Annotated in this window: 25 protein-coding genes; 17 read left to right on the top strand and 8 right to left on the bottom strand. The window is 61.5% G+C overall.

Features of this window, described 5'->3' with window-relative positions; translation table 11 throughout:
• The first annotated feature begins 27 nt into the window (after window positions 1–27).
• From phnG to phnN, 9 genes are all read left to right on the top strand, one after another.
• Window positions 28–516 carry a phosphonate C-P lyase system protein PhnG gene (gene phnG, locus ACN0SY_RS12620; RefSeq protein ID WP_417687533.1) on the top strand — a complete coding sequence of 163 codons (489 nt, stop codon included), beginning with the start codon at window positions 28–30 and terminating at the stop codon, window positions 514–516.
• The gene (gene phnH, locus ACN0SY_RS12615) at window positions 516–1,166 is read left to right on the top strand and encodes a phosphonate C-P lyase system protein PhnH (protein WP_417687531.1); all 651 of its coding nucleotides are present in this window, start codon (window positions 516–518) and stop codon (window positions 1,164–1,166) included. The genes phnG and phnH overlap by 1 nt, the downstream gene beginning before the upstream one ends.
• Before the next feature lie 4 nt (window positions 1,167–1,170).
• A complete protein-coding gene (locus ACN0SY_RS12610; RefSeq protein WP_417687530.1) occupies window positions 1,171–2,295 on the top strand; it encodes a carbon-phosphorus lyase complex subunit PhnI in 1,125 nt (374 codons plus the stop codon).
• A complete protein-coding gene (locus ACN0SY_RS12605) occupies window positions 2,292–3,233 on the top strand; it encodes an alpha-D-ribose 1-methylphosphonate 5-phosphate C-P-lyase PhnJ (protein ID WP_417687528.1) in 942 nt (313 codons plus the stop codon). Before ACN0SY_RS12610 ends, ACN0SY_RS12605 begins: the two co-directional genes overlap by 4 nt.
• Entirely contained in the window at window positions 3,230–4,021 is a 792-nt protein-coding gene (gene phnK / locus ACN0SY_RS12600) for a phosphonate C-P lyase system protein PhnK (protein WP_417687527.1), read from the top strand. Before ACN0SY_RS12605 ends, phnK begins: the two co-directional genes overlap by 4 nt.
• 18 nt (window positions 4,022–4,039) lie before the next feature.
• Window positions 4,040–4,738 carry a phosphonate C-P lyase system protein PhnL gene (gene phnL, locus ACN0SY_RS12595; protein ID WP_417687525.1) on the top strand — a complete coding sequence of 233 codons (699 nt, stop codon included), beginning with the start codon at window positions 4,040–4,042 and terminating at the stop codon, window positions 4,736–4,738.
• Between the two features lie 89 nt (window positions 4,739–4,827).
• Window positions 4,828–5,562: a DUF1045 domain-containing protein gene (locus ACN0SY_RS12590; RefSeq protein ID WP_417687523.1), complete on the top strand. Its 735-nt coding sequence runs from the start codon at window positions 4,828–4,830 to the stop codon at window positions 5,560–5,562.
• Complete coding sequence (locus ACN0SY_RS12585; RefSeq protein WP_417687521.1) at window positions 5,559–6,701, top strand: alpha-D-ribose 1-methylphosphonate 5-triphosphate diphosphatase; 1,143 nt, start codon at window positions 5,559–5,561, stop codon at window positions 6,699–6,701. The genes ACN0SY_RS12590 and ACN0SY_RS12585 overlap by 4 nt, the downstream gene beginning before the upstream one ends.
• Entirely contained in the window at window positions 6,694–7,278 is a 585-nt protein-coding gene (phnN, locus tag ACN0SY_RS12580) for a phosphonate metabolism protein/1,5-bisphosphokinase (PRPP-forming) PhnN (protein ID WP_417687519.1), read from the top strand. Before ACN0SY_RS12585 ends, phnN begins: the two co-directional genes overlap by 8 nt.
• Window positions 7,279–7,290: 12 nt before the next feature.
• Here phnN and ACN0SY_RS12575 read toward each other — a convergent pair whose 3' ends face one another.
• The 6 genes from ACN0SY_RS12575 to urtA all read right to left on the bottom strand — a co-directional run bounded on the left by ACN0SY_RS12575 (window position 7,291) and on the right by urtA (window position 15,918).
• Window positions 7,291–10,179 (bottom strand): AsmA family protein, encoded by a 2,889-nt coding sequence (locus tag ACN0SY_RS12575; protein WP_417687517.1) that lies wholly within the window; start codon window positions 10,177–10,179, stop codon window positions 7,291–7,293.
• Between the two features lie 82 nt (window positions 10,180–10,261).
• Window positions 10,262–10,957 carry an urea ABC transporter ATP-binding subunit UrtE gene (gene urtE, locus ACN0SY_RS12570; protein ID WP_417687515.1) on the bottom strand — a complete coding sequence of 232 codons (696 nt, stop codon included), beginning with the start codon at window positions 10,955–10,957 and terminating at the stop codon, window positions 10,262–10,264.
• Between the two features lie 6 nt (window positions 10,958–10,963).
• Window positions 10,964–11,710, bottom strand: a complete 747-nt coding sequence (urtD, locus tag ACN0SY_RS12565; protein WP_417687513.1) for an urea ABC transporter ATP-binding protein UrtD — start codon at window positions 11,708–11,710, stop codon at window positions 10,964–10,966.
• A 4-nt stretch (window positions 11,711–11,714) separates the two neighbouring features.
• Window positions 11,715–12,944: an urea ABC transporter permease subunit UrtC gene (gene urtC, locus ACN0SY_RS12560; protein ID WP_417687511.1), complete on the bottom strand. Its 1,230-nt coding sequence runs from the start codon at window positions 12,942–12,944 to the stop codon at window positions 11,715–11,717.
• Window positions 12,941–14,572 (bottom strand): urea ABC transporter permease subunit UrtB, encoded by a 1,632-nt coding sequence (gene urtB / locus ACN0SY_RS12555; protein ID WP_417687509.1) that lies wholly within the window; start codon window positions 14,570–14,572, stop codon window positions 12,941–12,943. The genes urtC and urtB overlap by 4 nt, the downstream gene beginning before the upstream one ends.
• 98 nt (window positions 14,573–14,670) lie before the next feature.
• Window positions 14,671–15,918, bottom strand: coding sequence for an urea ABC transporter substrate-binding protein (urtA, locus tag ACN0SY_RS12550; protein WP_417687933.1), 1,248 nt, complete (start codon window positions 15,916–15,918; stop codon window positions 14,671–14,673).
• Between the two features lie 349 nt (window positions 15,919–16,267).
• Here urtA and ACN0SY_RS12545 point away from each other — a divergent pair, with 349 nt between their 5' ends.
• From ACN0SY_RS12545 to ACN0SY_RS12520, 6 genes are all read left to right on the top strand, one after another.
• Window positions 16,268–19,660: an ATP-binding protein gene (locus ACN0SY_RS12545; protein WP_417687507.1), complete on the top strand. Its 3,393-nt coding sequence runs from the start codon at window positions 16,268–16,270 to the stop codon at window positions 19,658–19,660.
• Window positions 19,653–20,570: a response regulator gene (locus ACN0SY_RS12540; protein WP_417687505.1), complete on the top strand. Its 918-nt coding sequence runs from the start codon at window positions 19,653–19,655 to the stop codon at window positions 20,568–20,570. Before ACN0SY_RS12545 ends, ACN0SY_RS12540 begins: the two co-directional genes overlap by 8 nt.
• Before the next feature lie 225 nt (window positions 20,571–20,795).
• Window positions 20,796–20,993, top strand: coding sequence for a 50S ribosomal protein L35 (gene rpmI / locus ACN0SY_RS12535; RefSeq protein ID WP_417687503.1), 198 nt, complete (start codon window positions 20,796–20,798; stop codon window positions 20,991–20,993).
• 26 nt (window positions 20,994–21,019) lie between these two features.
• Window positions 21,020–21,376 carry a 50S ribosomal protein L20 gene (gene rplT / locus ACN0SY_RS12530; protein WP_417687501.1) on the top strand — a complete coding sequence of 119 codons (357 nt, stop codon included), beginning with the start codon at window positions 21,020–21,022 and terminating at the stop codon, window positions 21,374–21,376.
• A gap of 235 nt (window positions 21,377–21,611) precedes the next feature.
• Window positions 21,612–21,944, top strand: a complete 333-nt coding sequence (locus tag ACN0SY_RS12525; RefSeq protein ID WP_417687499.1) for a hypothetical protein — start codon at window positions 21,612–21,614, stop codon at window positions 21,942–21,944.
• 94 nt (window positions 21,945–22,038) lie between these two features.
• Window positions 22,039–22,398, top strand: coding sequence for a hypothetical protein (locus ACN0SY_RS12520; protein WP_417687497.1), 360 nt, complete (start codon window positions 22,039–22,041; stop codon window positions 22,396–22,398).
• 23 nt (window positions 22,399–22,421) lie between these two features.
• Here the strand turns inward: ACN0SY_RS12520 and ggt are convergent, their stop codons facing one another.
• Complete coding sequence (gene ggt, locus ACN0SY_RS12515; protein WP_417687495.1) at window positions 22,422–24,017, bottom strand: gamma-glutamyltransferase; 1,596 nt, start codon at window positions 24,015–24,017, stop codon at window positions 22,422–22,424.
• A gap of 126 nt (window positions 24,018–24,143) precedes the next feature.
• Between ggt and ACN0SY_RS12510 the strand changes: the two genes are divergently transcribed.
• Entirely contained in the window at window positions 24,144–24,575 is a 432-nt protein-coding gene (locus ACN0SY_RS12510; protein ID WP_417687493.1) for a GlcG/HbpS family heme-binding protein, read from the top strand.
• Between the two features lie 70 nt (window positions 24,576–24,645).
• On the opposite strand, the gene phaR is transcribed toward ACN0SY_RS12510, so the two are convergent.
• Window positions 24,646–25,227 (bottom strand): polyhydroxyalkanoate synthesis repressor PhaR, encoded by a 582-nt coding sequence (gene phaR / locus ACN0SY_RS12505; RefSeq protein WP_417687491.1) that lies wholly within the window; start codon window positions 25,225–25,227, stop codon window positions 24,646–24,648.
• A 306-nt stretch (window positions 25,228–25,533) separates the two neighbouring features.
• Here phaR and ACN0SY_RS12500 point away from each other — a divergent pair, with 306 nt between their 5' ends.
• Complete coding sequence (locus ACN0SY_RS12500) at window positions 25,534–26,715, top strand: acetyl-CoA C-acetyltransferase (protein WP_417687489.1); 1,182 nt, start codon at window positions 25,534–25,536, stop codon at window positions 26,713–26,715.
• Window positions 26,716–26,725: the final 10 nt, after the last annotated feature.

Below are 26,725 nucleotides of genomic sequence, written 5' to 3'. Positions count from 1 at the left end.
CAGGGACGCTGCCAGATGGATCCAACAATGTCCGCCCAGAGCACACAACCCGATAGCCGGAGCGACTCAGCGAGCGCCCAGCTTCGCCGCAAGGCTGTCATGGCCGTCTTGTCCGACGCCGCTCCCGACACACTTCAGGAGGCGCTAGCCAAGCTGGGCTCGCTTCCTGCCCATGACGTCATCCGCACCCCGGAGACCGGATTGGTCATGGTTCGTGGCCGCATGGGCGGAACCGGAAGCCCGTTCAATCTTGGAGAAGTCACCGTCACACGCTGCGTCGTGCGGATGGAAAGCGGCGAGACCGGCAGTTCCTACATCCTGGGCCGCAACAAGCAGCACAGCCTGAATGCCGCCATCGCCGACGCCCTGTGGCAGATGCCGGACATGACGGCCACCGTCGAGAGCGAGGTCGTTGCGCCACTCGAAAACCTGCGGCTGGAAGAGCGCAAGCAGGTTGACGAGGAAACCGCGGCAACGCGGGTCGATTTCTTCACCATGGTTCGCGGAGACGACTGATGACGTATTCCACCCATCTGTCCGAGGCAGCGTCCGCCACAGCCCGTCTTGCTCCCGGCTTCGCAGATCCGGTTCAGGACGCACAGAAGTGCTTTCGTGCCGTGATGCAAGCCATGGCCCGCCCCGGCACGCTTCAGTCGTTCCTCCCGCCACTGTCGCAGGTCCCCGCGCCCCTGACACCGATGGCCGCGGCAATCGCGCTGACGCTTCTCGACTACGACACCCCGTTCTGGCTGGATCCGGCTCTCGCCCATTCGCCGGATGCGGTTGCCTTCCTGCGCTTCCACACCGGGGCACCCGTTGTCGACATGCCGGTGGACGCCGCCTTCGCGCTGGTCAGCACGCCGGAAAAACTCACCAACCTGGCCAATTTCGCACAAGGTACACCGGAATATCCCGACCGCTCGGCCACCATCATCCTGATGGGCCAGAGCTTCACAGGACCGCAAGGCCTGGAACTTTCGGGGCCTGGGATCAAATCGGTCACGCGCTTTGGCACGACGCCGGTTCCGGCATCTTTCTGGACCCAGATGCAAGCGAACAATGCCCAGTTTCCGCGCGGCGTGGATGTGATCTTCGCGGGCAAGACCGAACTGGCAGCGATCTCGCGCTCCACCAGCATTTCCCAGCTTTCTACAACGGAGGCCTGAGCCCATGTATGTTGCAGTCAAGGGCGGCGAGAAGGCCATTCGCAACGCCCACAAGCTTCTGGCCAAGCGCCGCCGCGGCGACACAAGCGTACCCTCGCTGACCGTCGATCAGATCGTCGAACAGCTGGCCCTGTCCGTGGCCCGGGTCATGGGCGAAGGCTCCCTCTATGACGAGGGCCTTGCCGCCCTCGCGATCAAGCAAGCCCGCGGCGACCTGATCGAGGCCGCCTTCCTCATTCGCGCCTATCGAACGACACTGCCGCGTTTCGGCTACTCCGAACCGCTCGACACGGCCAAGATGCAGGTGGAGCGGCGCATTTCCGCTACCTACAAGGATCTACCCGGCGGACAGTTGCTCGGGCCGACCTTCGACTATTCCCATCGTCTTCTGGATTTTGCGCTCGCGGCGGAGGCGGACGACCTCCCGGAAGAGGCGCCCCGCCAGACGGCTTTGGACGAACCGATGCCGCGCGTGACGGACCTTCTTTCAGACGAGGGCCTGATGGAAGCCGATCCCTTGCCGGAACCCGGAACTCCCGTGGGTGATCTGACCCGCGAACCGCTGTCCTTCCCGGCAGACCGGGACCTGCGCCTGCAGAACCTTGCCCGCGGCGATGAAGGCTTTCTCCTGGCCCTCGCCTATTCGTCCCAGCGCGGATACGCCCGCAGCCACCCGTTTGCGGGCGAGATACGGTTTGGCGAGGTTGAAGTCGAGTTCTTTGCCGAGGAACTGGGTTTTGCCGTCACTCTTGGCCGCATCAAGGTGACCGAGTGCCAGATGGTCAACCAGTTCTCCGGCTCCGCCAAGGCTCCGCCGAAGTTCACTCGCGGCTATGGGCTCGCCTTCGGTCAGGTCGAGCGCAAGGCCATGGCCATGTCCATGGTCGACCGCTCCCTGCGCTGGCAGGAGCTCGGCGAGGAACAAACCGCCCCGGTGCAGGACACGGAGTTCGTTCTGTCCCACTCCGATAACATCCAGGCCACCGGCTTCGTCGAACACCTGAAACTGCCGCACTACGTCGATTTCCAGGCCGAACTCGATCTGGTTCGCCGCATGCGCGCCGAGTGGTTCGCCGCCCGTGAACGCCAGGAAGATCTTCAACATTCCGGCAAGGAGGCTGCCGAATGACCCTCTCAGCACAGCCGATGACGGCAACAACCGGACCTGACGAAGGCAACTACAATTTCGCCTATCTGGACGAGCAGACCAAGCGGATGATCCGCCGGGCGATCCTGAAAGGTATCGCCATCCCCGGCTATCAGGTGCCGTTCGCCTCGCGTGAAATGCCCATGCCCTATGGCTGGGGAACGGGCGGCGTTCAGGTCACAGCGGCAATTCTCGGACAGGCCGATACGCTCAAGGTGATCGATCAGGGCTCGGATGACACCACAAACGCCGTCGCCATCCGCGGGTTCTTCGAAAAGACAGCCGGCGTCGAAACCACGACCAGCACGGAAAAGGCCAGCATCATCCAGACGCGCCACCGCATCCCGGAAGCAACCCTGCGCGACGACCAGATCATCGTCTTCCAGGTTCCAATTCCCGAGCCCTTGCGTTTCCTGGAGCCGCGGGAGACCGAAACCCGCAAGATGCACGCCCTGGCCGAATACGGCCTGATGCATGTGAAGCTCTACGAAGACATCGCGAAGAACGGCCATATCGCCACGACCTACGCCTATCCGGTCGAAGTCAATGGCCGCTATGTCATGGACCCTTCGCCGACGCCGAAGTTCGACAATCCGAAGATGGACGACATGGAAGCGCTGCAGCTCTACGGGGCCGGCCGCGAAAAGCGGATCTACGCGATCCCGCCGCACACGAAGGTCAAGAGCCTCGATTTCGACGACTATCCGTTCGAAGTGCAGAAGTTCGACAAGCCTTGCGGCCTGTGCGGCGCCGAAGGCGTCTATCTCGACGAGGTCATTCTCGATGACAAGGGCGGACGCATGTTCGTCTGCTCCGACAGTGACTTCTGCGAAGACCGGCGTGAGGCCGGACACCTTGGCCCGATGGCGGCGGATCCTGCCGCCTCTGTTCTGTCCGGAAGCAAGGAGGGCGCGCAATGACGACCTTTCAATCCAACGACGAGCCGCTGCTGAACGTCAACGGTGTGACTCGCTTCTACGGTGACCGCATCGGCTGCCGGGATGTCAACTTCCAGCTCTGGCCGGGCGAGGTTCTGGCCATCGTGGGGGAAAGCGGATCCGGGAAGACCACCCTGCTCAACTGCCTGTCGACCCGCCTCGCCCCTTCCGCCGGAGCCATCGAGTACCGCATGCGCGACGGCACGATGCGCAATCTCTACCAGCTGACCGAAGCCGAGCGCCGTCTTCTGATGCGCACTGACTGGGGCTTTGTCCATCAGCATGCCTCCGATGGCCTGCGCATGACGGTGTCGGCCGGTGCGAATGTCGGCGAACGGCTCATGGCCGTCGGCCAGCGCCACTACGGGAACATCCGTGAGACCGCCACCGACTGGCTTGGCCGCGTCGAGATCGAGGCCGACCGGATCGATGACGACCCGCGGTCCTTCTCGGGTGGCATGCGCCAGCGCCTGCAGATCGCCCGCAACCTGGTCACCCATCCACGCCTCGTCTTCATGGACGAACCGACAGGCGGTCTCGACGTCTCGGTGCAGGCGCGCCTGCTCGACCTTCTGCGCCGGCTGGTGAGCGATCTCGGGCTGTCGGTGATCATCGTCACCCACGACCTTGCCGTCGCGCGCCTGCTGTCGCACCGGATCATGGTCATGCGCCAGGGCGAGGTCATCGAGAGCGGCCTGACCGATCAGGTCCTCGACGATCCGCGCGAGCCCTACACCCAGCTGCTTGTATCATCCATCCTTCAGGTCTGAAGCCGGAGCGTCACGAAAATGCCCGTACGCCTTTATCTCAACAATGTCGGCAAGTCCTTCACCATGCACCTGCAGGGCGGCACGACGATTCCCGTCGTTTCAAAGGTCGATTTCTCCGTCGATGTCGGCGAGTGTGTCGTTCTCGGCGGCCCCTCCGGCGCCGGCAAGAGCTCCATCTTGAAGATGATCTACGGCAACTACCGCTGCGACCAGGGCCAGATCCTGATCACTTGCGGCGACGAGATCATAAACATGGCCGACGCCGAACCCCGCCGCGTTCTGACGCTGCGCAAGGACACGATCGGCTACGTCAGCCAGTTCCTGCGCGTCATCCCGCGCGTGTCGGCAGTTGAAGTCGTCGCGGAGCCCCTGATCGCGCAAGGTGCAGAGGAACCCGGCGCTCTTGCCAGGGCACGCGACCTGCTCGCCCGCCTGAATGTTCCCGAGCGCCTGTGGGACCTGCCGCCAGCGACGTTCTCCGGCGGCGAGCAGCAGCGCGTGAACATCGCTCGCGGCTTCATTGCCGATTACCCGATCCTGCTTCTCGACGAACCGACCGCCTCTCTGGATGCTGCCAACCGGTCCGTCGTGGTGGAATTGGTCGATGAAAAGAAGGCTCAGGGCGTTGCCATGCTCGGAATTCTTCACGATCAGGATGTACGCGAGCGCATTGCAGACCGTATCATCGACGTCACCGGCTTCCGGGCTGCCGCCTGATCCGGCCTGCCAACCATGTCACAAGATCGACATCAGCTGCCCCTATGGCTCTGATGCCGATCAGACCTCCCAGCCTTCCGGACCCTTTCATGCGTTACGCCATCTATTTTGCCGCGCCTGCCGATGATGCCCTGATGCGGGCTGGCAACGCCTGGCTCGGGCGTGATCCCTATACCGGTGCCTCGCTGCCCCAGCCGCACGCCGGCGGCCTATCGGCAGACCGCTTCGCCGATCTGACGATCGATCCCCGCCGCTACGGCTTTCATGGCACCCTGAAAGCACCGTTCGAGCTGAAGGCCGGGACAAGCGAGGAGGATCTGGTCGAAGCGTGCCGGGCGCTCAGTCGATGCATCGCGCCATTCGAGTTCGCCGGACTGCAGCCACGCGCCCTTGGCAAGTTCCTTGCCCTGGTACCCGTCGACGAAGCGCCGGAGCTGGCCGCCTTTGCAGAAGTTTGCATGCGCCATTTCGAACCGCTAAGGGCGCCACTGGCGGCGAGTGATCTGGAGCGGCGACGCAAGAGCGGGCTGACACTAACGCAGGATCGCAACCTGAAGGATTGGGGCTATCCCTACATCTTCGACGACTTCCGCTTTCACATGACCCTGAGCAACAAGCTCGACCATGATGCAGAGGCCGCACTGCTGCAAAAGGCAGCGGGGCAGCATTTTTCGGGCCTCACCGGAACACGGCGATCAGTCGGTCACTTCGGCCTTTACACCGAGTCCGAGCGCGGAGCGCTCTTCAAGGTCCACACGATTTTTCCCCTTTCGGGCTCGCTCACACCAATAGCCGCCCTTCGTACCACTGAGGTCTCGACATGAGCGCCACTCCCGGCCTTTTCAAGAATGCCCGCCTGATCCTTCCCGACGCTGTCAAAGATGGCTCCCTTGCCATTGAGAATGGGCTGATTTCGGACATTTCCGCTGCGAGCGCGGCTTCCGGCCATGATTGTGAAGGTGATTTCCTGCTACCCGGTCTTGTCGAGCTTCACACCGATCATCTCGAAGTCCACTACGCACCGCGCCCGAAAGTCCGCTGGAACCCGGTGTCCGCGGTCCAGGCCCATGACGCTCAGATCGCCTGCGCCGGCATCACCACGGTCTTCGATGCGCTCCGCGTCGGCATGGACGAAGACGCGGACCTGCGCGCCGAAGACATGCGCGAGCTGGCCGATGCAATCGAGACCGGCAAGGCAGAGAACCGTCTTCGCGCGGATCACTTCATCCACCTTCGCTGCGAAGTCTCCGCACCGGACGTCATGGACGCCTACTCGGTCTTCGACGGTGACGACAAGATCCGCCTCGTCTCCCTGATGGACCACACGCCGGGGCAGCGCCAGTTCGTTTCGCTCGACGCCTACAAGACCTACTACCAGGGCAAGAAGGGCTTCTCCGACGAGCAGATGGCAGGCTTCATAAAGGCGCGGCAGGAACGCGCCAGCAGCCTCGCTCCTGAAAACCGCAAGAGGATCTCCGCTGACGCCATGGCACGCGGTATCGCGATTGCCAGCCATGACGACGCGACGCTCGACCATGTTGCCGAAGCTATCGACCTGAGCACGAAGATCGCCGAATTCCCGACCACGCTGGAAGCCGCCAAGGCCTCCCACGATGCGAAGATGTCGGTGCTGATGGGAGCGCCGAACGTCGTGCGCGGCGGCTCTCATTCGGGCAACGTATCGGCACGCGCGCTGGCCGAAGCCGGCTGCCTGGACGTTCTGTCCTCCGACTACGTACCCGTCTCCCTGATCCAGGCTGCCTTTCAGCTCGCCGATGAGGTCGAGGCCATCAGCCTGCCAAGGGCCATTGCCATGGTGACATCCACGCCGGCCGAAACCATCGGCCTGATGGACCGCGGCCGCCTCGAGGTTGGCCGCAGGGCCGATCTCGTTCAGGTCAAACTGGTCGGCAACCTGCCGATCGTGCGCGGAGTCTGGCGGGAAGGTCGCCGTGTTGCCTGAAACAGGAAACAACCCGGCAGCGAGCGAGAAAACCGGCCCTGGCCGCATGATCCTCGTAGTTGGCCCAAGTGGTGCCGGCAAGGACACTCTGCTCGCCGGACTACACGAGCGGATCGCAGGCAGATCCGGCATCCACTTTGCCCGTCGTGCGATCACGCGTTCCGCGCAGGCGGAAGCGGAAGACCATGACACGCTCACGATGGATGACTTCCGGCGCATCGTGGAGAGCGAAGATATGGCGCTCGCATGGGAAGCCCATGACCTCGGTTATGTCATTCCCAGCCGCTACGACGAAGCCATACGCAGGGGGGAAACAGTCATCGCCAACGGCTCGCGCCGGGCGTTGCCCAAGGCCTTCCAAAAATACCGGAATGTCACGGTTCTGCTGATCACGGCTCCCGTCGCAGTTCTCGCCGAACGCCTGGCGGAGCGCGGTCGCGAGAGCCGGGAGCAGATCGAGCAACGCCTGAGCCGGGCCAATCTCGACGTTCGGGAAACCGACGGCGTCGTCCGCATCGACAACACCGGGACTGTCGAAGAAGGCGTCGACCGGATCATTCTGGAGCTGGGGCTATAGCGCGAAACCGCGCTACTTCTTCTTGCCGAAGGATCCGAGGAAGCCGGACGGAAGGCCGAACCCGTCCTCAACCGCTTTCAGGATCTCCTTGTCATCGACCTCGCCCTCGATGACCTTCTGGACATCGATCTGGGTCTTGCCCCCGGTTGCCCGCTTGAGCGCATCATTGGCCGCGTCGACCAGTTGCTCATCCGGCTTTCCACCTTTGAGGATCTTGCTCAGCTCTCCGCCCATGTTCTCCAGCTGCTTGTAGGCCTCTGCCGGGTTCTCCAGGATCCCCGCAATATCGGGATAGATCTGCGGCTTGTCCCATGGGCCCCTGACCACGACCGGAACACCGAGCCCTGCGAGTTTCTTTTCCGCGCCGTTGTCGCGCGGCTTGGCCGACTGCCCTTCCAGACTGGCGACAACCTTCGGCTCGAGTCGCCAGTTCAATGTGCGTGCCGGCATGTCCGTTGTTCCCTGGCCGGTCATGCGCACGAGCGGTCCGACAAGCGACAGGTCCGAGTTCGTGGCAATTCCATTCGCGATGTCGAACGAGGCATTGAACGAGCTGAAGTCCGTCTTCTCCTCACTGGCTTGCTGCCAACCCAGAAGCGTCTCGACCGAAAGGCCGCGCATCATTCTCGGAATATTGATGCCTCGGATGGCGCCGTCGGCGAAGTTGAAAGCCGCGTCCCCGCCAAGGCCCTGAACCATCGCCCGCTGCGACGCCCCGGTAGTCGTCACGTTCAGGGAAATGTTGGCAGTTCCCTCGATCCACTTGAAGTCGGCGGCATCCGAGAGGATCGGATAGGCGTTGAGCCCGCTCATGTTCAGCGCCGCAGCGACTGTCGGCAGCGCAGACGCACCATCAATGCGCACGGTTCCTGTGCCGGAACCGCCGTAAAGGCGGAGTTTTTCAAGATTGGCATTCAAGACGCCGCCCCGGATGGTCGCCGACAGTCCGCTTTCGTCGATCTTGATCTTCTGCCAGCGGATTTCCTTGGTTGTTATCCCGAAGTCCACGTCGGCGGCATTCAAGCCACTGAAATCAATCGGCGCATCGCTCCAGCCATTGCCTTGGCGTGGGGCGGGAGCGGAACCACCGCCAGACGACGCGCTACTGCCATTGCCTGAGCCGCCAGATGAACCTGATCCTCCATCTCCGCTAAGATAGGGATCGAGAACAAGAGACGACAGCGCCAGCCTCGCCTTTACGACCGGTCGCTCCGCCAGCACGATTTCGCCATTGGCCTCCCCCGATGTCTCATCAAGAGTGAAACGTGTTTCCTCGAAGCGGATATTGTTTCCCGCGACCGACATCACACCGGATGCCTTGAAGTTTTTCAGCCCCGAGCCTGCCTCGACCTTCTGCCCCATCCAGGCCATCAGTTCACGCAGGTTCGCCGTCTCGACCGAAACCGCTCCGGCAAGGCCCTTGGCGCTCGACACGGTCCCATTGTAGCCGGCACTCAGCTTGCGGCCCTTGATATTCGCCGACACAGGCGCGGAGCGGCCATCGAGAAGCGGTGCGGGAGTCGCGCTGCCGGTCACCGTGAAACTCTCACCGCGCCAACTTAGGGCGCCGCGCAGGTTCGCCGGTTCATCCAGCCCATTGAACGCGAGTTCCAGGCCAATGTCCTTCACCACGTCGGCGGAAGCGTCGCCACCCATTGCATTGGCAAGGCCAAGGCCCGACACCTCTCCACCACGGACCTTCAGCGCACCGCGGGCATTCAAGGTCGCGAGCAGCGCCTCGGGTTCGGCTCCGGCAGCGGCAAAGGCAACGTCTCCCGACAATACCCCCTTTGCCGGAAACGCCTGACCGGCAAGCGTCAGGAGATCTTCAAGCCCGCTGTCCCGAAGAACGAGGCGCCCGGAGACCGAGGGAACGTCGCCGCGCAGATCCGCCTCGACATTGCCGTCGAAGCCCAGATTGCCGGCACTGGCGGAAATATCGGACAGCGAGGCGGATACGCCGCTTCCCTCGATGCGGGTGAATACCGAGTAGGCGCCTGGATCAACGGCAAGTTCGCTTCCAAGAAGTCTTGCCAGGCGCTGCAGGGACGGCCCCGTGCCGGAGACCGCAACCTGTCCGCGGAGCGGCTCGATTCCGACCTCTCCGGCGACGCCCAGAGTGTTCTCGTCGAGTGTCACGGTGATATCGACCGGCACCTGGTCGCCGGCGATCAAGCCCAGCGGGTTGGTGACCTCGCCCTTGGCACCTGCAGGCAAGTCCTTCCACACGAAAGTGCTGTCGAGAGTCACATCGCCCGTCAGATCGGGCGCTTCCAGGGTCAAATTGAGTGCGGAGACATCGTAGCGCTGATCGCTGCGGCGATCATGGTAGGTGAGCTTGCCGTCGGCAATATCGACCCGGTCGATCCGCAGGCGATCAAGCACCGAGCGCGAAGCAGAGGCTGTCTGCGTTTCGGATTGCGGCTGAGTGTCCGCGGCCTGCGGCGCGGCGGCGGGTTCGACAACCAGTTCCCCGGACAGGATTTCGGCAGCCTCTTCGGCTGGCGTCAGGTCGCGGCGCGGAGCCCAGCTGGTGGAACCGGAAGCAGCGATTTCGAGAAAAATATCGGGCTGCTGCAGACTGATCTGGGTGATCTGGATATCACCCCCAAAGAGGCCTGCCCAAGCCAGGCCGAATTCGATCTTTTCCGCCTTTGCGAACTCGATTCCATCGGCACCGGCCTCGCCGGAAAGTCCTACCCTTTCCGCGATCAGCGAAAACCCCGGAAGCAGCGACAAGCTGACGGGACCATCAAGGCGCAAACGCCAGCCGACCGCCTTCTCGACCTCTGCGATCACCTGCTGCTTGATGGCGTCCTTGGGCAAAAACAAGGGCACCACTAGCACAAACGTGACCAGCAGAAAAAACAGGCCTCCCAGACCGATCAAAAGCCGCCGCATCTGTCGCTTCCCCATGACGATTCGCCTTCCAGTGTAGGACAAAGCGTGGCAGGAGCGTGACTGTCAAATTGTCGTCGCGGAATCAGACGGTCAGATGCTTGCGTACTTCCGTCTCGTTGAGCTCCGCACGGCTCCCGGCCATGATCACTTCGCCGCGATCCATCACGGCAAAATCATCAGCCAGATCGCGGGCAAACTCGAAATACTGCTCGACCAGCACGATCGCCATCTCGCCCTGTTCGCGCAGCCACTCAATGGCCCGCCCGATATCCTTGATGATCGACGGCTGGATACCCTCGGTCGGCTCGTCCAGAACCAAAAGTTTTGGCCGGGTGATCAGTGCCCGGGCGATGGCGAGCTGCTGCTGCTGACCCCCGGACAGGTCGCCGCCGCGGCGCGACAGCATGGATTTGAGAACCGGGAACAGTTCAAAGATCGTTTCCGGAATAAAGCGATCCTTGCGCTGAACGCAGGCATAGCCAGTCTCCAGATTTTCCTTCACCGTCAACAGCGGAAAGACTTCCCGGCCCTGGGGCACGATGGCAATGCCACGCTTGGCGCGGGCATGCGGCGCAAGCCTGGAGATGTCCTCGCCGTTCCAAACGATCCGGCCCGCACTGACGCTGTGCTGACCGACGATGGCGCGCAGGGTTGATGTCTTGCCGACACCGTTACGGCCCATGACGCAGGTTACCTTGCCGACTTCGGCGGTCAGGGAAACGTTCTTCAGGGCCTGCGCCGCGCCATAATGAAGATTGATGTTCTCAACGCTCAGCATGGTACCTCACCGTCCCAGATAGACTTCAACGACCCGCTTGTCGGCGGAAACGTAGTCAAGCGAGCCCTCCGCGAGGACCGAGCCTTCGGCCAGACAGGTGACCTTGACGCCCAGCGCGCGAATGAAGGTCATGTCGTGCTCGACGACGACCACCGAGTGGGTCTTGGCGATGTCCTTGAGAAGTTCCGCCGTCTCCATGGTCTCCGCGTCGGTCATGCCAGCGGCCGGCTCATCGACCAGCAGAAGCTTCGGATCCTGAGCCAGGAGCATTCCGATCTCCAGCCATTGCTTCTGACCGTGAGACAGGTTCGCCGCCAGTTCGTCGCGCTTGTCGCCAAGGCGGATCAGCTCAAGAAGTTCCTCGATCCGCTTCTTTTCGCCACCCGTGATAACGTGGAACAGGGTCGCGAATGGCCCGCGCGGGGCTTTCAAAGCCAGTTCGAGATTGTCCCAGACCGTATGGCTTTCAAAGACGGTCGGCTTTTGGAATTTTCTGCCAATACCGAGTTCGGCGATCGAGGCTTCATCTTCGCCGGTCAGGTCGACGACGCCATCGAAGAAGACCTCTCCGCTGTCCGGTTTGGTCTTGCCGGTGATGACGTCCATCATGGTTGTCTTGCCGGCACCGTTCGGACCGATGATGGCTCGCATTTCGCCCGGGCCAATCACCATGGAGAGTTCATTCAGCGCCTTGAAGCCGTCGAAGGAAACGGACACGCCGTCCAGATAGAGCAGGGAATTCTGACGGGACATGGGCTTACTCCGCAGGCTGGGGCTGGGCGCCGCCGGTAGAAGGAATGGGCCTGACGACATTGGCAACTGCTGCCGGACTGTTCGGCGGCGCGCTTGGCGGTTCATCAGATCCTGCCTCGAAGGCGGCGGATACCCGGCGCTGACGCAGTGCAGTCCAGCCGTGGCCGATGGTTCCCACAATTCCCTTCGGCAGGAACAGGGTTACGACGACGAAGAGCGCACCCAGAGCGAAAAGCCAGACATCGGGCAGAGCCGCTGTGAACCAGGTCTTCGCGAAGTTGACGAGTACCGCACCGATGACGGCCCCAACCAGTGTGCCACGGCCGCCGACGGCAACCCAGATGACGACCTCGATCGAGTTGGCCGGTGCGAATTCACCCGGATTGATGATGCCGACTTGCGGCACGTAGAGCGCCCCGGCGATGCCCGCCATCATTGCGGAAACGACCCAGACAAAAAGCTTGTAGTGCTCGACCCGGTAACCCAGGAACCGCGTGCGGCTTTCCGCATCACGTACGGCAACCAGGACCTTGCCCAGTTTGGAGCGGGTGATTGCGCGGCAAATCACGAAACAGATCAGCAGAGCGATGCCCGACGCGGCGAACAGGCCCGCACGTGTCGTATCGGCCTGCACATCGAAACCTAGGATATCCTTGAAGTCGGTCAGGCCGTTGTTGCCGCCAAAGCCCATGTCATTGCGGAAGAAGGCCAGCAGAAGCGCATAGGTAAGCGCCTGGGTGATGATCGACAGGTAGACACCGGTCACGCGGGAGCGGAAGGCGAACCAGCCGAAGACGAAGGCGAGGATACCCGGAACGATCAGCACCATGGCGAAGGCGAACCAGGCCATGTCGAAGCCGTACCAGTACCAGGGCAACTCGCCCCAGTTCAGGAACACCATGAAGTCCGGCAGGATCGGATCGCCATAAACGCCGCGCGTACCGATCTGGCGCATGAGGTACATGCCCATGGCATAACCGCCCAGCGCGAAGAAAGCGCCGTGGCCGAGCGAGAGAATGCCGCAGAAGCCCCAGACCAGATCCACCGACAGCGCCAGCAGCGCATAGGTCAGGTATTTGCCCATCAGCGTGACCGCATAGGTCGGCACGTGGAAGGCACTGTCCGCCGGCGTCAGGAGGTTGAGCGCCGGCACCCCGACGATGACCGCCAGGATGATCGCAACGAACAGGCCCGCCTTGGCGTCGAGGGTGCGGAATAGGAAAGACGTCATCATGCTTCGACTGCCCGGCCCTTTAGGGCGAACAGGCCCCTGGGTCGCTTCTGGATAAAGAGGATGATGAAGACGAGAACGAAGATCTTGCCGAGAACGGCGCCCGCGTAGGGCTCAAGGAACTTGTTCACGACCCCGAGTGTCATGGCGCCAACGAGTGTGCCCCAGAGGTTTCCGACGCCGCCAAAGACCACGACCATGAAGCTGTCGATGATGTAGCCCTGTCCGAGGTTCGGGGAGACGTTGTCGATCTGGCTGAGTGCAACACCCGCGATGCCGGCAATGCCCGAACCGAGGCCGAAGGTGAGCGCATCGATCCAGGGTGTCCGGATGCCCATCGATGCGGCCATGCGGCGGTTCTGGGTGACCGCACGGGTGAAGAGACCGAAAGGTGTCTTCTTCAGAACCAGCATCAGCCCGGCAAAGACCAGCATGGCGAAAACAACGATCCACATGCGGTTATAGGTGATGGTCAGCTGACCGAGTTCGAAGGCCCCCGACATCCAGTCCGGATTGCCGACTTCCTGGTTCGTCGGGCCGAAGATCGAGCGAACGGCCTGCTGCAGGATCAACGAGATCCCCCACGTGGCGAGCAAGGTTTCCAGCGGACGGCCGTAGAGCCAGCGGATGACGCCGCGCTCGATGCCGACGCCGATCGCGCCCGATACGAGGAAGGCAAGCGGCAGCGCGATGAAGAGAGAATAGTCGAAGAGACCGGGGGCGGACGAGCGGATCAGCTCCTGGACCACAAAAGTCGTGTAGGCACCGATCATGACCATCTCGCCGTGAGCCATGTTGATGACGCCCATGACACCGAAGGTGATCGCAAGGCCGATCGCCGCAAGAAGGAGAACCGATCCGAGAGACAGGCCATACCAGACGTTCTGGAGATTGTCCCAGAGGGCAAGGCTCTTGTTGATGCGCGTCACCGCGGTTGTGGCAGCGTCCCTCACGGCCCCTTCGGAACTGTCCTGCAGTCCGATCAGAAGGGATAGGGCGTCCCGGTTTCCCATGGACTCGAGGGTTTCAATCGCCGCAAGCTTGTCAGCGTCACCACGGTCGGAATTGAGAACGGCTGCGGCCCGGGCCTGCTCCATGACCAAACGAACATCGTCTTCGGTCTCCTTTGCAATGGCGGCGTCGAGACTTTCGATCGCCTCGGGATCCTTGGCTTTGAATACGGCTTCGGCTGCAGCCTTGCGGACCTTCGGGTCGGGGGCCATCAGGGTCAGGGACCCGAGTGCCGCGCGGATGACCCGGCGCAGCTTGTTGTTGACCTTGATCTTGCCGACTTCGCGGCTGCCGGCTTCACCTGCGGCTTCCAGGGTCAGCGGATCCGTCAGGGAATAGGATTTGCCGGACTTTTTGGCGATGAAGACCTGCTTGTCCGACTTGCGGACATAGAGGTCGCCGTCCCCAAGGGCTTCAAGCGCTGGCGCGACGGCCGAATTGCCGGTGGCCGCCAGATCCCCGATCTGCTGTTCGGTTTCCTGGTACTTGCCTTCCGCCAGCGCGTTGATCAGCGGACGAAGGGTTTCGAGGTCCTCCTGGGCGGAGGCCGGGTGCCATCCGGCAACGGCCGGGAGCAGAACAAGCGCAAGGAGAAGGAAAAGCGATCTCAAAAGGGACATGGGTCCACCGCGTAATTTGCGTCTTTACCTCCTCCCGATGAGGAGAAGGGGAGAGAGGTGGGCCGTGCGGCCCACCTCCGGTTTCACTGGTCAGGCGATCAGGAGCCCGAACCGCCGCACTTGCCGGTGGCGGTGTTGAAGTTGCCGCAGGAGAGCGGTGCGCGCCAATCGGAGATCAGATCCTTGGAGCCTTCCAGGTAATCGGACCATGCATCGCCAACGACGAGGCCGGACGTTTCCCAAACGGTCTCGAACTGACCGTCTTCCTGGATTTCACCGATGAGAACCGGCTTCGTGATGTGGTGGTTCGGCATCATGGCCGAGTAACCGCCGGTCAGGTTCGGTACGGAGACGCCGACGATGGCATCGATGACGGCGTCCGGATCGGTGGTGCCTGCCTTCTCGACAGCCTTAACCCACATGTTGAAGCCGATGTAGTGAGCTTCCATCGGGTCGTTCGTGACGCGGTTTTCGTCACCGATGAACGCCTTCCAGGTTTCGATGAACTCGGCGTTGGCGTCAGTGTCTGCGGACTGGAAGTAGTTCCAGGCGGCCAGGTGGCCAACGAGCGGACCGGTGTCGAGACCGGCGAGTTCTTCTTCGCCGACGGAGAAGGCGACGACAGGAATGTCTTCTGCCTTGATGCCTGCGTTGCCGAGTTCCTTGTAGAACGGAACGTTGGCGTCACCGTTGATGGTGGAGACCACTGCGGTCTTCTTGCCGGCGGAACCGAAAGCCTTGATGTCGGACACGATCGTCTGCCAGTCGGAATGACCGAACGGCGTGTAGTTGATCATGATGTCTTCTTCGGCAACACCCTTGGCCTTCAGGTAAGCCTCGAGGATCTTGTTGGTGGTACGCGGGTAGACGTAATCGGTACCGGCCAGAACCCAACGCTCGACGCCCTCTTCGTTCATCAGGTAGTCGACCGCCGGGATCGCCTGCTGGTTCGGGGCAGCGCCGGTGTAGAACACGTTGCGCTGGGACTCTTCGCCTTCGTACTGAACCGGGTAGAACAGCAGCGAGTTAAGTTCTTCGAAAACCGGCAGAACGGACTTGCGCGAAACGGACGTCCAGCAACCGAAGACGGCATCAACGCCGTTCACTTCGATGAGCTCGCGCGCCTTTTCTGCAAACAGCGGCCAGTCGGAAGCCGGGTCGACGACGACTGCTTCCAGCTTCTTGCCGAGAATGCCGCCCTTCTTGTTCTGCTCTTCGATGAGCATCAGCATGGCGTCTTTGAGCGTGGTTTCGGAAATCGCCATCGTGCCGGACAGCGAGTGCAGGATGCCTACCTTGATTGTCTCTTCCTGCGCATAGGAAAATCCGGTCATGGTGCCGGTCATCAAACCTGCAAGGGCGAGACCTGTAAGTGCCTTTTTCATGATGCTGTGTCCCCTCTGAATGAACCCTGTTGGTGTTCTGCGGCAGGTGGAGGGCTGCCGTCGGAGGAGGATCGTGGGCGGGATCATGACACGGTGACATACGTCATTTGACGTAAGCGGCTGCGCCTTTTGCGCAAATAACGCAGCCCCGGTTTCCTGCAAAATCCGGCGGTGATGCCTAAAGCGGCACGAAGCCTGCTTTGGAGGGGACGGCTCAGCAGAATTTCCGCTGAAATACAGGAGTATTGACGCCGCGCGCAGGCCGCCGCCGCTCAATTAATAGGCAAATGACCAGAGTGAAGGCATTTAGATGAACGCTCGCCAGCGGATCCTGCCGGTTCGACGCAAATACAACCAATGGGTCAACAATCAGACCCTGGAAGACTACGCCCTGCGCTTTACGGCAAAGAGTGCGCGCCGGTTTTCCTCCCGCTGGATCTCGCAAACCGCCATCGGTGCCATCTCCTTTCTTGCGCTGGAGGCCGTCGGCGGGGCGATCACCCTGTCCTACGGCACGGCGAACGCCTTCGTCGCCATTCTGGTAGGGAGCCTCGTGCTTCTGATCGTCGGTCTTCCGATCGCGAAATATGCCATGCGGCACGGCGTCGACATCGACCTCCTGACCCGAGGTGCCGGTTTCGGTTATATCGGCTCGACGGTCACATCGCTGATCTACGCCAGTTTCACCTTCATCCTGTTCGCCATCGAAGCCTCGATCATGTCGAGTGCGCTGGAATTCGCGTTCAGGGTCCCGCTCTGGATCGGCTACATCATCAGTGCGGTTGCCGTCATCCCGCTGGTGACCCATGGCATCGCCCTGATCTCCCGCTTCCAGCTCATCACCCAGCCGTTCTGGATTATCCTCAACATCCTGCCGTTCGTGTTCATTGCCTATGCGGACTGGGACATGTTCGGAGAATGGATCGGCTTTTCGGGGATCGATCACGCCACCAACGCCGTGAAGCCCGCGACGACGGATTTTACCGCAAGCATCAACCTGATCAGCGTTGGCGCCGCCTCGGCGGTCATCCTTGCCCTCATGGCGCAGATCGGCGAGCAGGTGGATTTCCTCCGCTTCCTGCCGGCGAACGAATTTGCGCGCAAGCGTCATCGCTTCGCCCTGTTCCTGGCCGGACCCGGCTGGGTCGTCCTTGGCGCTCCGAAGATGCTGGCAGGGTCCTTTCTGGCCGTTCTGGCATTGTCTGCGGGCATACCGGCCGATCACGCCAGCGAACCCTCGCGCATGTACGCGGTGGCCTTCGGTTACATGATCCCCTCAGAGCACATAACCTTGATCCTGATGGCGGCCTTCGTCGTGGTCTCCCAGCTCAAGATCAACGTCATGAACGCCTACGCGGGCTCTCTTGCCTGGTCGAATTTCTTCTCGCGCCTGACGCACAGCCACCCGGGACGGGTTGTCTGGCTGGTCTTCAACGTCGGCATCGCCCTGCTGCTCATGGAGCTCGGCATCTACAAGCTGCTGGAAGAAACCCTCGGCGTCTTCTCCATCGTTGCGATGGCGTGGCTGTCGGCCATCTCCGCCGATCTGTTCATCAACAAACCGCTGGGCCTGTCACCACCGGGCATCGAGTTCAAGCGTGCGCATCTCTACGACATCAATCCCGTCGGCACCGGCTCCATGCTTCTCGCCGCGACCATCGGGATCCTCGCCTACTATGGTCATTTCGGCGAAGAACCCGCCGCACTTGCCACATTTATCGCCAGCCTTGTCGCCTTCGTAGCCGCCCCGGCGATCGCAGTCGCGACCAAGGGCAGGTTCTATCTCGCGCGCAAGCCGCGCAATCACTGGCAGGACCGGCACACCATCACCTGCTCGATCTGTGAAAACCCTTTCGAGCCGGAGGACATGGCCTATTGTCCGGCCTATCAGGCCCCGATCTGCTCGCTGTGCTGTTCGCTGGATGCCCGGTGCCACGACCTGTGCAAGCCCAAGGCCCGCATCAGCTACCAGATGGGCGTGGTCGCAGAGCATTTCCTTCCGGAAAAGACTCTCGGGCACCTGCGCACCCGGCTTGGCCGCTATGGCATTACCGCCACGGTCGCCATGGCCTTCATTGGCACCGTGCTCTGGATCATCCACCGGCAGGCCGTCGAACAATATCCGGATGCCGAGGTCATCATCGGGCAGACAATCGCCCTGATCTTCTTCGTCTTCGCCGTCGCCGCCGGGATCGCATCCTGGTTCCTGGTGCTCGCCCACGATACCCGCCACGTCGCCGAGGAGGAGTCGGCCCGGCAGAACGCGTTGCTGCAGAAGGAAATCGACGCACACAGCAAGACCGACGCCGCCCTGCAAAAGGCAAAAGAGGACGCCGAGGCGGCGAATATGGCCAAGAGCCGTTATGTCGTTGGTCTCTCGCACGAACTCCGCACACCGCTCAACGCGGTGCTCGGCTATGCCCAGGTTCTGGAGCGGGACGACACGATCCCGCAAGCGCGCAAGTCCAACATCAACACCATCAGGCGCAGCGCAGAGCATCTGTCCGGCCTTATCGACGGCCTTCTCGACATTTCACGCATCGAGGCCGGTCGCCTGCAGGTCTATTCGAACGAGATCAACATCCACGATTTCCTCGACCAGATCGTCGACATGTTCCGCATGCAGGCCGCCGCCAAGGGCCTCGGCTTTGTTCATGAGCGCAGCAACAATCTGCCACGCTATGTCCGGACCGACGAAAAGCGCCTGCGCCAGATCCTGGTCAACCTACTGTCCAACGCCATCAAGTTCACCGACACAGGAACCGTCACACTGAAAGTCGGCTATCGGTCCCAGGTTGCTACCTTTACCGTCACCGACACCGGCCCGGGCATTGCCCTTGCCGAACAATCGAAGGTCTTCGAGGCCTTTGGGCGCGGAGAGGAAGTAAAGGCCAAGCGGACACCCGGACTTGGTCTCGGCCTGACGATCACCAAGCTTTTGACCGAAACACTCGGCGGCGCCATTGCGCTGTCCAGCGAGCCCGGCAAGGGATCGACCTTTGTGGTTCGCCTGATGCTCGCGGCCGTCGCCAATCCTCCGACGACCGCCCCCTCGGAAGAGATCGTCCGCGGCTACGAAGGTCCGCGCCGCACGATTGCGGTGATCGACGACAACCCCGATCACAGGGTCCTTCTTCAGGAGATCCTGAGCCCGCTAGGCTTCCATGTGCTCATTGCCGAAGACGCAGCCGCTTGCCTCACGATGACTGAAAACGAGCACCCCGACCTTTTCCTCATTGATATCCTCATGCCCGGCCTCAACGGATGGGAGCTGGTCAAGCAATTGCGAGACCGCGGCGAAGCCGGCCCGATCGTCATGCTTTCGGCGAATATCGGTGACGGCTCCCTGCGACCGGACGGCCTCGACCTTCATAACGACACCCTGGCCAAGCCGTTCGACCTTCGCCAACTTCTGGAAAAGATCGGCAAGCATCTGGAGCTGACATGGACGACCGAGCCCAGATTGCGCCCCGAACAGGACGGCGGCGCGTCGCACACCCTGCAAAGTCCGGGAGCGCGCCATATCCGCGAGCTGATCAGTCTGGGTGAAATCGGATACGTCCATGGTATTGAAGCCAAGCTGGATGAATTGTCCGATAATCCTGACTACTCGGCTCTAGTCGATATATTGCGTACCCGCATAAGGGCGTTCGATCTGGCGGGATATACGAAAGTTCTGGAAGAGCTGGGGACCGATGACTGAAGCAAAACGCGATATCGTTCTCGTCGTCGACGATTCCCCCGAGACATTGGGCTTTCTGACCCAGGCACTGGAGAATGCCGGCATCACGGTTCTGGTCGCCACCAGCGGCACTGCCGCCCTGTCCGTGGCCGACCGTGTCACGCCGGACATGATCCTGATGGACGCCATCATGCCAGGGCTGTCCGGGTTCGATACATGCAGGCAGATCAAGGCCAAGAGCCACCTCCAGCATGTCCCGGTCATTTTCATGACCGGCCTCAGCGAGACCGAGCATGTGGTCAATGCGCTGGATTCCGGTGGTGTCGACTTTCTGACCAAGCCGATCAACATCGACGAGCTGCAGGCCCGCATTCGCGTGCACCTCGCCAATGCCCGCTCCGTGCAGAGCGCCCGTATCGCACTCGACGCCGCCGGGCGGCATCTCATCGCAATTTCCAGGGCCGGCGGCATTCGCTGGTCCACGCCGCAGACCCACCAGCTGCTGGCCGCTACCGGAAATGCCGAAACCCTTCTCCAGTCTATCGGCAACCATCTCGCGGAGTGGCTAGCAGGAACGGCCCTTGCGGCAAGCTCACAGGCAGACCCCTTCGCGGTTGCGCCCGGCGGCGGATTATCCCTGCAGATGCAGTATCTCGGCTCCATCGGTCCGGACGAGTTCCTGTTTCGCATGACCACCAGCGATCATCCGAACCAGACCGAAGTGCTGCAGCAGCATTTCGGCCTGACGGCCCGCGAAGCCGACGTTCTTCTCTGGATTGCCAAGGGCAAGGCCAATCGCGATATCGGCGAAATCCTGGGCCTCAGCCCGCGCACCGTGAACAAGCATCTGGAACAGATTTACCAGAAGCTTGGCGTCGAAAACCGGGCATCGGCAGCTGTGCGCGCCGCCCATGTGCTGCATGAGCTCTGAATCGGGCCAAACTGGCTGAAAACCGGTTGCATGCTGCGCCAAGTCCCCCTATAAGCCACCGGTCCAGAGTCGTCCGGCTCTTCGGGAGCTGGATATTTGTGCCTTTGGGTTGGTCCTTCCGACCCTGAGAAACAGCCGCCCCGATCTTCAAGGGCATGCCGTGGCGACATCTCGATGCACCAAAAAGTCAGCGGAGTTTTCTCCGCGCCAACGAAAGGATGCAAAATGCCCAAGCTGAAGACGAAGTCTGGAGCGAAGAAGCGCTTCAAACTGACCGCGACCGGCAAGGTGAAAACTGCTCAGGCCGGCAAGCGTCATGGCATGATCAAGCGCACGAAGAAGTTCATCCGCAACGCCCGTGGCACCACCACGCTGGCACCGCAGGATGCAAAGATCGTGAAGCAGTACCTGCCGAACGCCTAAGCCAGAGCATCTAGAGGAGTTATCACATGTCGCGCGTTAAAAGGGGCGTTACCGCCCATGCTCGTCACAAGAAGGTTCTGAAGGCTGCCAAGGGCTACTACGGCCGTCGCAAGAACACCATCCGCGTCGCAAAGCAGGCTGTCGAAAAGGCAGCACAGTACGCTTACCGCGACCGCAAGGCCAAGAAGCGCAACTTCCGTTCGCTTTGGATCCAGCGCATCAATGCTGCCGCTCGTCAGGAAGGCCTGACCTACGGCCGCTTCATCGACGGCCTGAACAAGGCTGGCGTGGAAGTCGACCGCAAGGTTCTTGCTGACCTCGCAGTTCATCAGCCGGACGCCTTCAAGGCTCTGGTTGCTCAGGCACAGGGCGCTCTGGCCTAAGGCCTGCCCGACAGTCTGACAACTGACGTCATTCAAAGGCGCGTTCTGAAAGGAGCGCGCCTTTTTTGCGTTCCCAAACCCTGAGCTCGCAGCCTCATCCGTTAACCTTTTCGTCGCAGACGTAAGGTTTTCCGCGACACAAAGGTTAACAAACGCTAAAAGTGGCATAGCCATTGCGAAGTTCCCGTCAGGTACGGAGGGACCGTGCCGAAGTGGGACAGGTGAGGCAATCCACGTGCGTATTGAACCGATCAAGACTCTTGGACGTTCCAATTTGAAGCAGCGCCGCCGCCGCGAGGACAATCGCGAGCAGCTGCGCGAGGAACGCCCTTTTCAGGTTCAGGTGATCGTGACAGACAACCCCGTCGAACAGGATCACGACCGCTTCGTTGCCCGCTATCGCCCCAATTCCACGTTCCTTGCCCATTTGATCGCGACCCGCGACGGCGACCCGCAGACCCGCTTCAAGCGCCAGACTGAACCTGAGATCGGCTCCAGCCGCTATCGCGAGACTGCGGCCAGCCCGCGCAAGCGTTCGGTCGGCCACGTTATCGCCCTGGAATTCTAGAGCCTCGTCCACACTGCGCAAAACACGCGTAATCGTGATCTGCAGCACATTGGATCGCCAAAATCGTCACTATCTATAGTGACAGGAGCAGGGAATGCCTGCTCCGCCCGCCCCAACCACTGGCCGCAGACCGGCCGACACAGGGAGGCACATGATGCAGGTCACACCGGTTTCCTTTGTCGACCATCGCGCGGCCTACTCCGCGCGGAACATGATGACAGTCGACGCCAAGCGCACGGCCACCGCCGATGACTTCACACGCGCAAGTGCGGGCCAGCCGCAAGCAGCTGATATCGTCTACTCTAAAGAGCAGATCGCGCCGGAGACCTATGCGGCCATGAGCGCACTGATCGGCGCAGCCGTACAGCGGCCAGCCTATGCGGACGCCCAGATGCAAGGCGCACGATACCAGGCGCCCCGCATGTCCGGCAGCCTAGTATCCGTCACAGCTTGAATTGTGGCGAAGGTGGCAGCCGGTCAGTAACCGGCGGCGTGCCCGTCCTTACGCGGATCGGAACCCGCAATCAGCAGCTTCTTCGCCCGGTCGATCATGATCGCCTGACTACCGCCGATTGCACCTGCAGCGCGCTTGACCTCGTGGCCCTTGCTGATCAATCCATCCACGGTCGATTGCGGGATCATCTTCTCGGCTTCCAACGCATGGGTATTCAGATCGAAGAACATGCGCGGGAAATCGATCGCCATCTGAACGTCCATGCCATAGTCGACAATGTTCGTGATCAGATGAGCATGGCCACAGGCCTGATAGTGCCCGCCCATGACGCCGAACGAAAGCCACGGAGCACCATCTTTCAGGCCCATTGCAGGGATGATCGTATGCATCGGGCGCTTGCCGCCGGCAATCGTGTTGGCATGACCCGGCTTGGACTTGAAAACTGCGCCGCGGTTATGCAGCAGCACGCCGCTCTGAGGAGCCAGGATCCCACTGCCGAAGGCATTGAAGATCGAATTGATGAAGGAGATCGACAGACCGTCCTTGTCGACGACGGTCAGGTAGATTGTGTCGGTCTGGGGAGCAAGACTTGTTCCCGGGATCTCGGCAAGCTTCTGATGCGGATGGATCATGGCCGCCAGCTTGTCGATATAGGCCTCGTCGATCAGACCGGAATGGCAGATATCCATGTAGCCCGGATCCGTGACGAACTTGTCGCGAACGCCATAGGCGATGCGCGCCGCTTCCATTTCGAGGTGCAGCCGTTCCGGCCCCAGAGGGTCCAGGCTCGCCAGGTCGAAACGTTCGAGAATGCCGAGAATGACCAGAGCGATCACGCCTTGTCCGTTCGGTGGCAGCTCGGCGATCGTGTAGCCACGGTAGTCACGCATGATCGGTGAGACCGCGGTCGTGTGGCAGGCGGCGAGATCTTCCTTCGTCATGACCCCGCCAAGGCCCTTGAGCGCCGAGACAATATCTTCAGCAACCGGGCCGGTATAAAACGCGTCGGCACCACCGCTGCCGATCGCCTTCAGGGTTTCCGCAAGCTGCGGGAACTTGACGATCTGGCCGACTACCGGAGCTTCACCACCCGGCAGATAGGCCGCCTTGGTGGCCGGTGTCGTGTTCAGCCGGGCGACATTCTCCGCCCAGTCGTGCTGAACGCGCGGCGCTACAGGGAAACCGCTTTCGGCATACTCGATCGCGCGCTTGAACAAGGTCTTGAAATCGCGCGTGCCGTGCGCCTTCAACAGTGTTTCCCATGCGCGAACCGCGCCCGGGACGGTAACGGAATGCGGAGAGGTCGGCGTCAGTTCGTCGACGCCCTTCTCAGCCAGAAGTTCGGGATTGAGTGCCTTGGGGGCGCCGCCGGAGCCATTGAACCCGGCCATCCGGCCGTCCGGCTCGGTCACGATTGCAAAGCAGTCGCCGCCGATCCCCGTCATTTGCGGTTCAACGACGGCCTGAACAGCGGAGGCTGCGATTGCAGCATCGACGGCATTCCCGCCGGACTGCAGAACCTCCAGTGCGGCGCTGGTCGCGAGCGGATGCGATGTTGCCACAGCGGCCTGCCGCGCAAAGACCGGCGAACGGCCCGGAGCTTCGAAATCCCGTCTCAAAATCCACCTCCAGAGTTTTTCCTCCCGGGAGGAAATCTTTGGTTGTTATGCTGCTGGTAGCTCCTCGGGCGATCTGGTAGCCCTCGGGTACTTTTGGAGCCCATGTTGTAAGGGAGAACACACCGGATGCGCAAACTTACTCTTTCAATGGCCGAGCAAATCATCTCCGCCGCCTTTGACAAAGCCGCCGAATTGAACCTGAAGCCCCTTACGGTCGCCGTTCTGGATGCAGGTGGACACCTGGTTGCCCTGTCGCGCCAGGATGGTTCGTCCATCATGCGCCCGCAGATCGCCACCGGCAAAGCGTTTGGCGCACTTGCCGTGGGCACCGGCACGCGATGGCTGAACGCAAATGCCGAAAGCCGCCCGCATTTCGTTCAGGCGCTGAACGGCGTCTCCGGCGGCACGATCGTTCCCGTCGCGGGCGGCGTTCTCATGAAGGATGCTGATGGCGACGTCGTCGGCGCGGTCGGAATCACCGGCGACACCTCCGATAATGACGAGGCCGCTGCGCTGGCCGGCGTCGCTGCCGTCGAGCTCGTGGCAGACTGCGGCTAAAGCCCGATAAACTCGATGAAAAAGAGTTGCCGGACCCTGACACATTTCGGGCCCGGCAATCCTGTTCTTTTTACTTCTTGTCGCTCAAGGCGTTGATCTTTGCCTGCATGTCGGCAAGCTGCTGCTTCATGTCATCGAGATCAGAAGCTTCCGACCGGGCCGGCTTGGTCGGCGCCGCAGCGCTTGCCCCAGCGTTGTCGCCGGCGGAAAACGGCATGAACATCTTCATGGCCCGCTCGAACATCTCGGTGTTCCGCTTGACCTGATCTTCGATCGCCTCGAACGCGGTCGCGCCAAAAGCTTCACTCATCTGCGAGCGCAACTTTTCCTGCTCCTGCGTCAGGGACGTCATCGAGTATTCCAGGAAGCTGGGCACGAGACCCTGCATGCTGTCGCCGTAGAAGCGGATCAGCTGGCGCAGGAATGCGATCGGCAGAAGATTCTGGCCCTTGCCTTCCTGTTCGAAGATGATCTGCGTCAGAACCGACCGCGTGATGTCGTCGCCCGTCTTGGCGTCGTATACGATGAAGTCCTCTTCCCCCTTCACCATGACCGCCAGGTCCTCGAGCGTCACATAGGTGCTGGTGCCCGTGTTGTAGAGTCGGCGGTTCGCGTATTTCTTGATGATTGTTGGCTCGCTGGTCTTTGCCATTCCCGTCTTCCGTTTCAAGGAGCCTCGCGGCAAGTTCCCGTTTGATGACAAGCTCATAGAGGCTGTCACCGTCTCCTCCGGCAACCAGACTAAGCCAAAGGGCGTAGGACTTGCCAGCCTTTTTGTGTGCAGCGACGAAAGGATAATCCCGCGGGTGCGAAAAAGAGCCGCCACATACGGGGCAATCCGGTTGACTTGAACAGGACCAACGTTTCTAGTCAGCCTCGAGAGGGTAGCTTCGCTTGTGCAGCATGGGTGACGCTGCGTTGAAGTACCCATCCTGGAGGAAAACACCCGGAGTTTATGATGAGCGCTTCTAACGATGTCGTGATTGTCAGTGCCACACGCACGCCCGTTGGCTCCTTCAACGGTGCATTTGCCAATGTTGCGGCACATGAGCTGGGCGCAACGGTCATGAAGGCCGCGCTCGAAAAGGCCGGCGTGTCCGGCAGCGAAGTCGATGAAGTCGTCTTCGGCCAGGTTCTGACCGCAGGCGCCGGCCAGAACACGGCGCGCCAGGCGGCCATCGCAGCCGGCCTGTCCGAGAACTCGACAGCCTGGGTCCTGAACCAGGTTTGCGGGTCCGGACTTCGCACCGTCGCGATTGCAGCGCAGCAGATCATGTGCGGCGATGCCACCATCATGATGGCTGGCGGCCAGGAAAACATGACCCTGTCACCGCATTGCGCGCCTATGCGTGCAGGCTACAAGATGGGCGATTACAAGATGATCGACACCATGATCAAGGACGGCCTGTGGGACGCCTTCAATGGCTACCACATGGGACAGACCGCCGAAAACGTTGCCGAGAAGTGGCAGATCTCCCGCGAGCAGCAGGACGAGTTCGCCGTCGCGTCGCAGAACAAGGCCGAAGCCGCCCAGAAGGCAGGCAAATTCAAGGACGAGATCACCCCGGTCACGGTCAAGGGCCGCAAGGGCGACACCATCGTCGAGGACGATGAATACATTCGCCACGGCGCAACTCTCGACAGCGTTGCAAAGCTCCGCCCGGCCTTCACCAAGGACGGATCGGTCACCGCCGCAAACGCTTCCGGTATCAACGACGGCGCCGCTGCAATCCTCGTCATGAGTGCTGCCGAAGCCGAGCGCCGTGGCCTGACGCCGCTCGCCCGCATCGCGTCCTGGGCAACCGCAGGCGTCGATCCGGCGATCATGGGCTCGGGCCCGATCCCTGCCTCCCGCAAGGCCCTGGAAAAGGCCGGCTGGTCCGCTTCCGACCTCGACCTCGTCGAGGCCAACGAAGCCTTCGCGGCCCAGGCCTGCGCGGTCAACAAGGACATGGGCTGGAACCCGGACATCGTCAACGTGAACGGCGGCGCCATCGCCATCGGTCACCCGATCGGAGCATCCGGCGCACGCATCCTCTGCACGCTGCTTCACGAAATGGGCCGCCGCGACGCCAAGAAGGGTCTCGCAACGCTCTGCATCGGCGGCGGCATGGGTGTCGCCATGTGCCTGGAGCGCTAAGCGCGCCATC

This window comes from Roseibium sp., from assembly GCF_048261595.1.
In the GTDB taxonomy this organism is placed as follows: domain Bacteria; phylum Pseudomonadota; class Alphaproteobacteria; order Rhizobiales; family Stappiaceae; genus Roseibium.
Note: the sequence above shows the minus strand (reverse complement) of the source record. Positions and strands in the feature narration are given on the sequence as shown.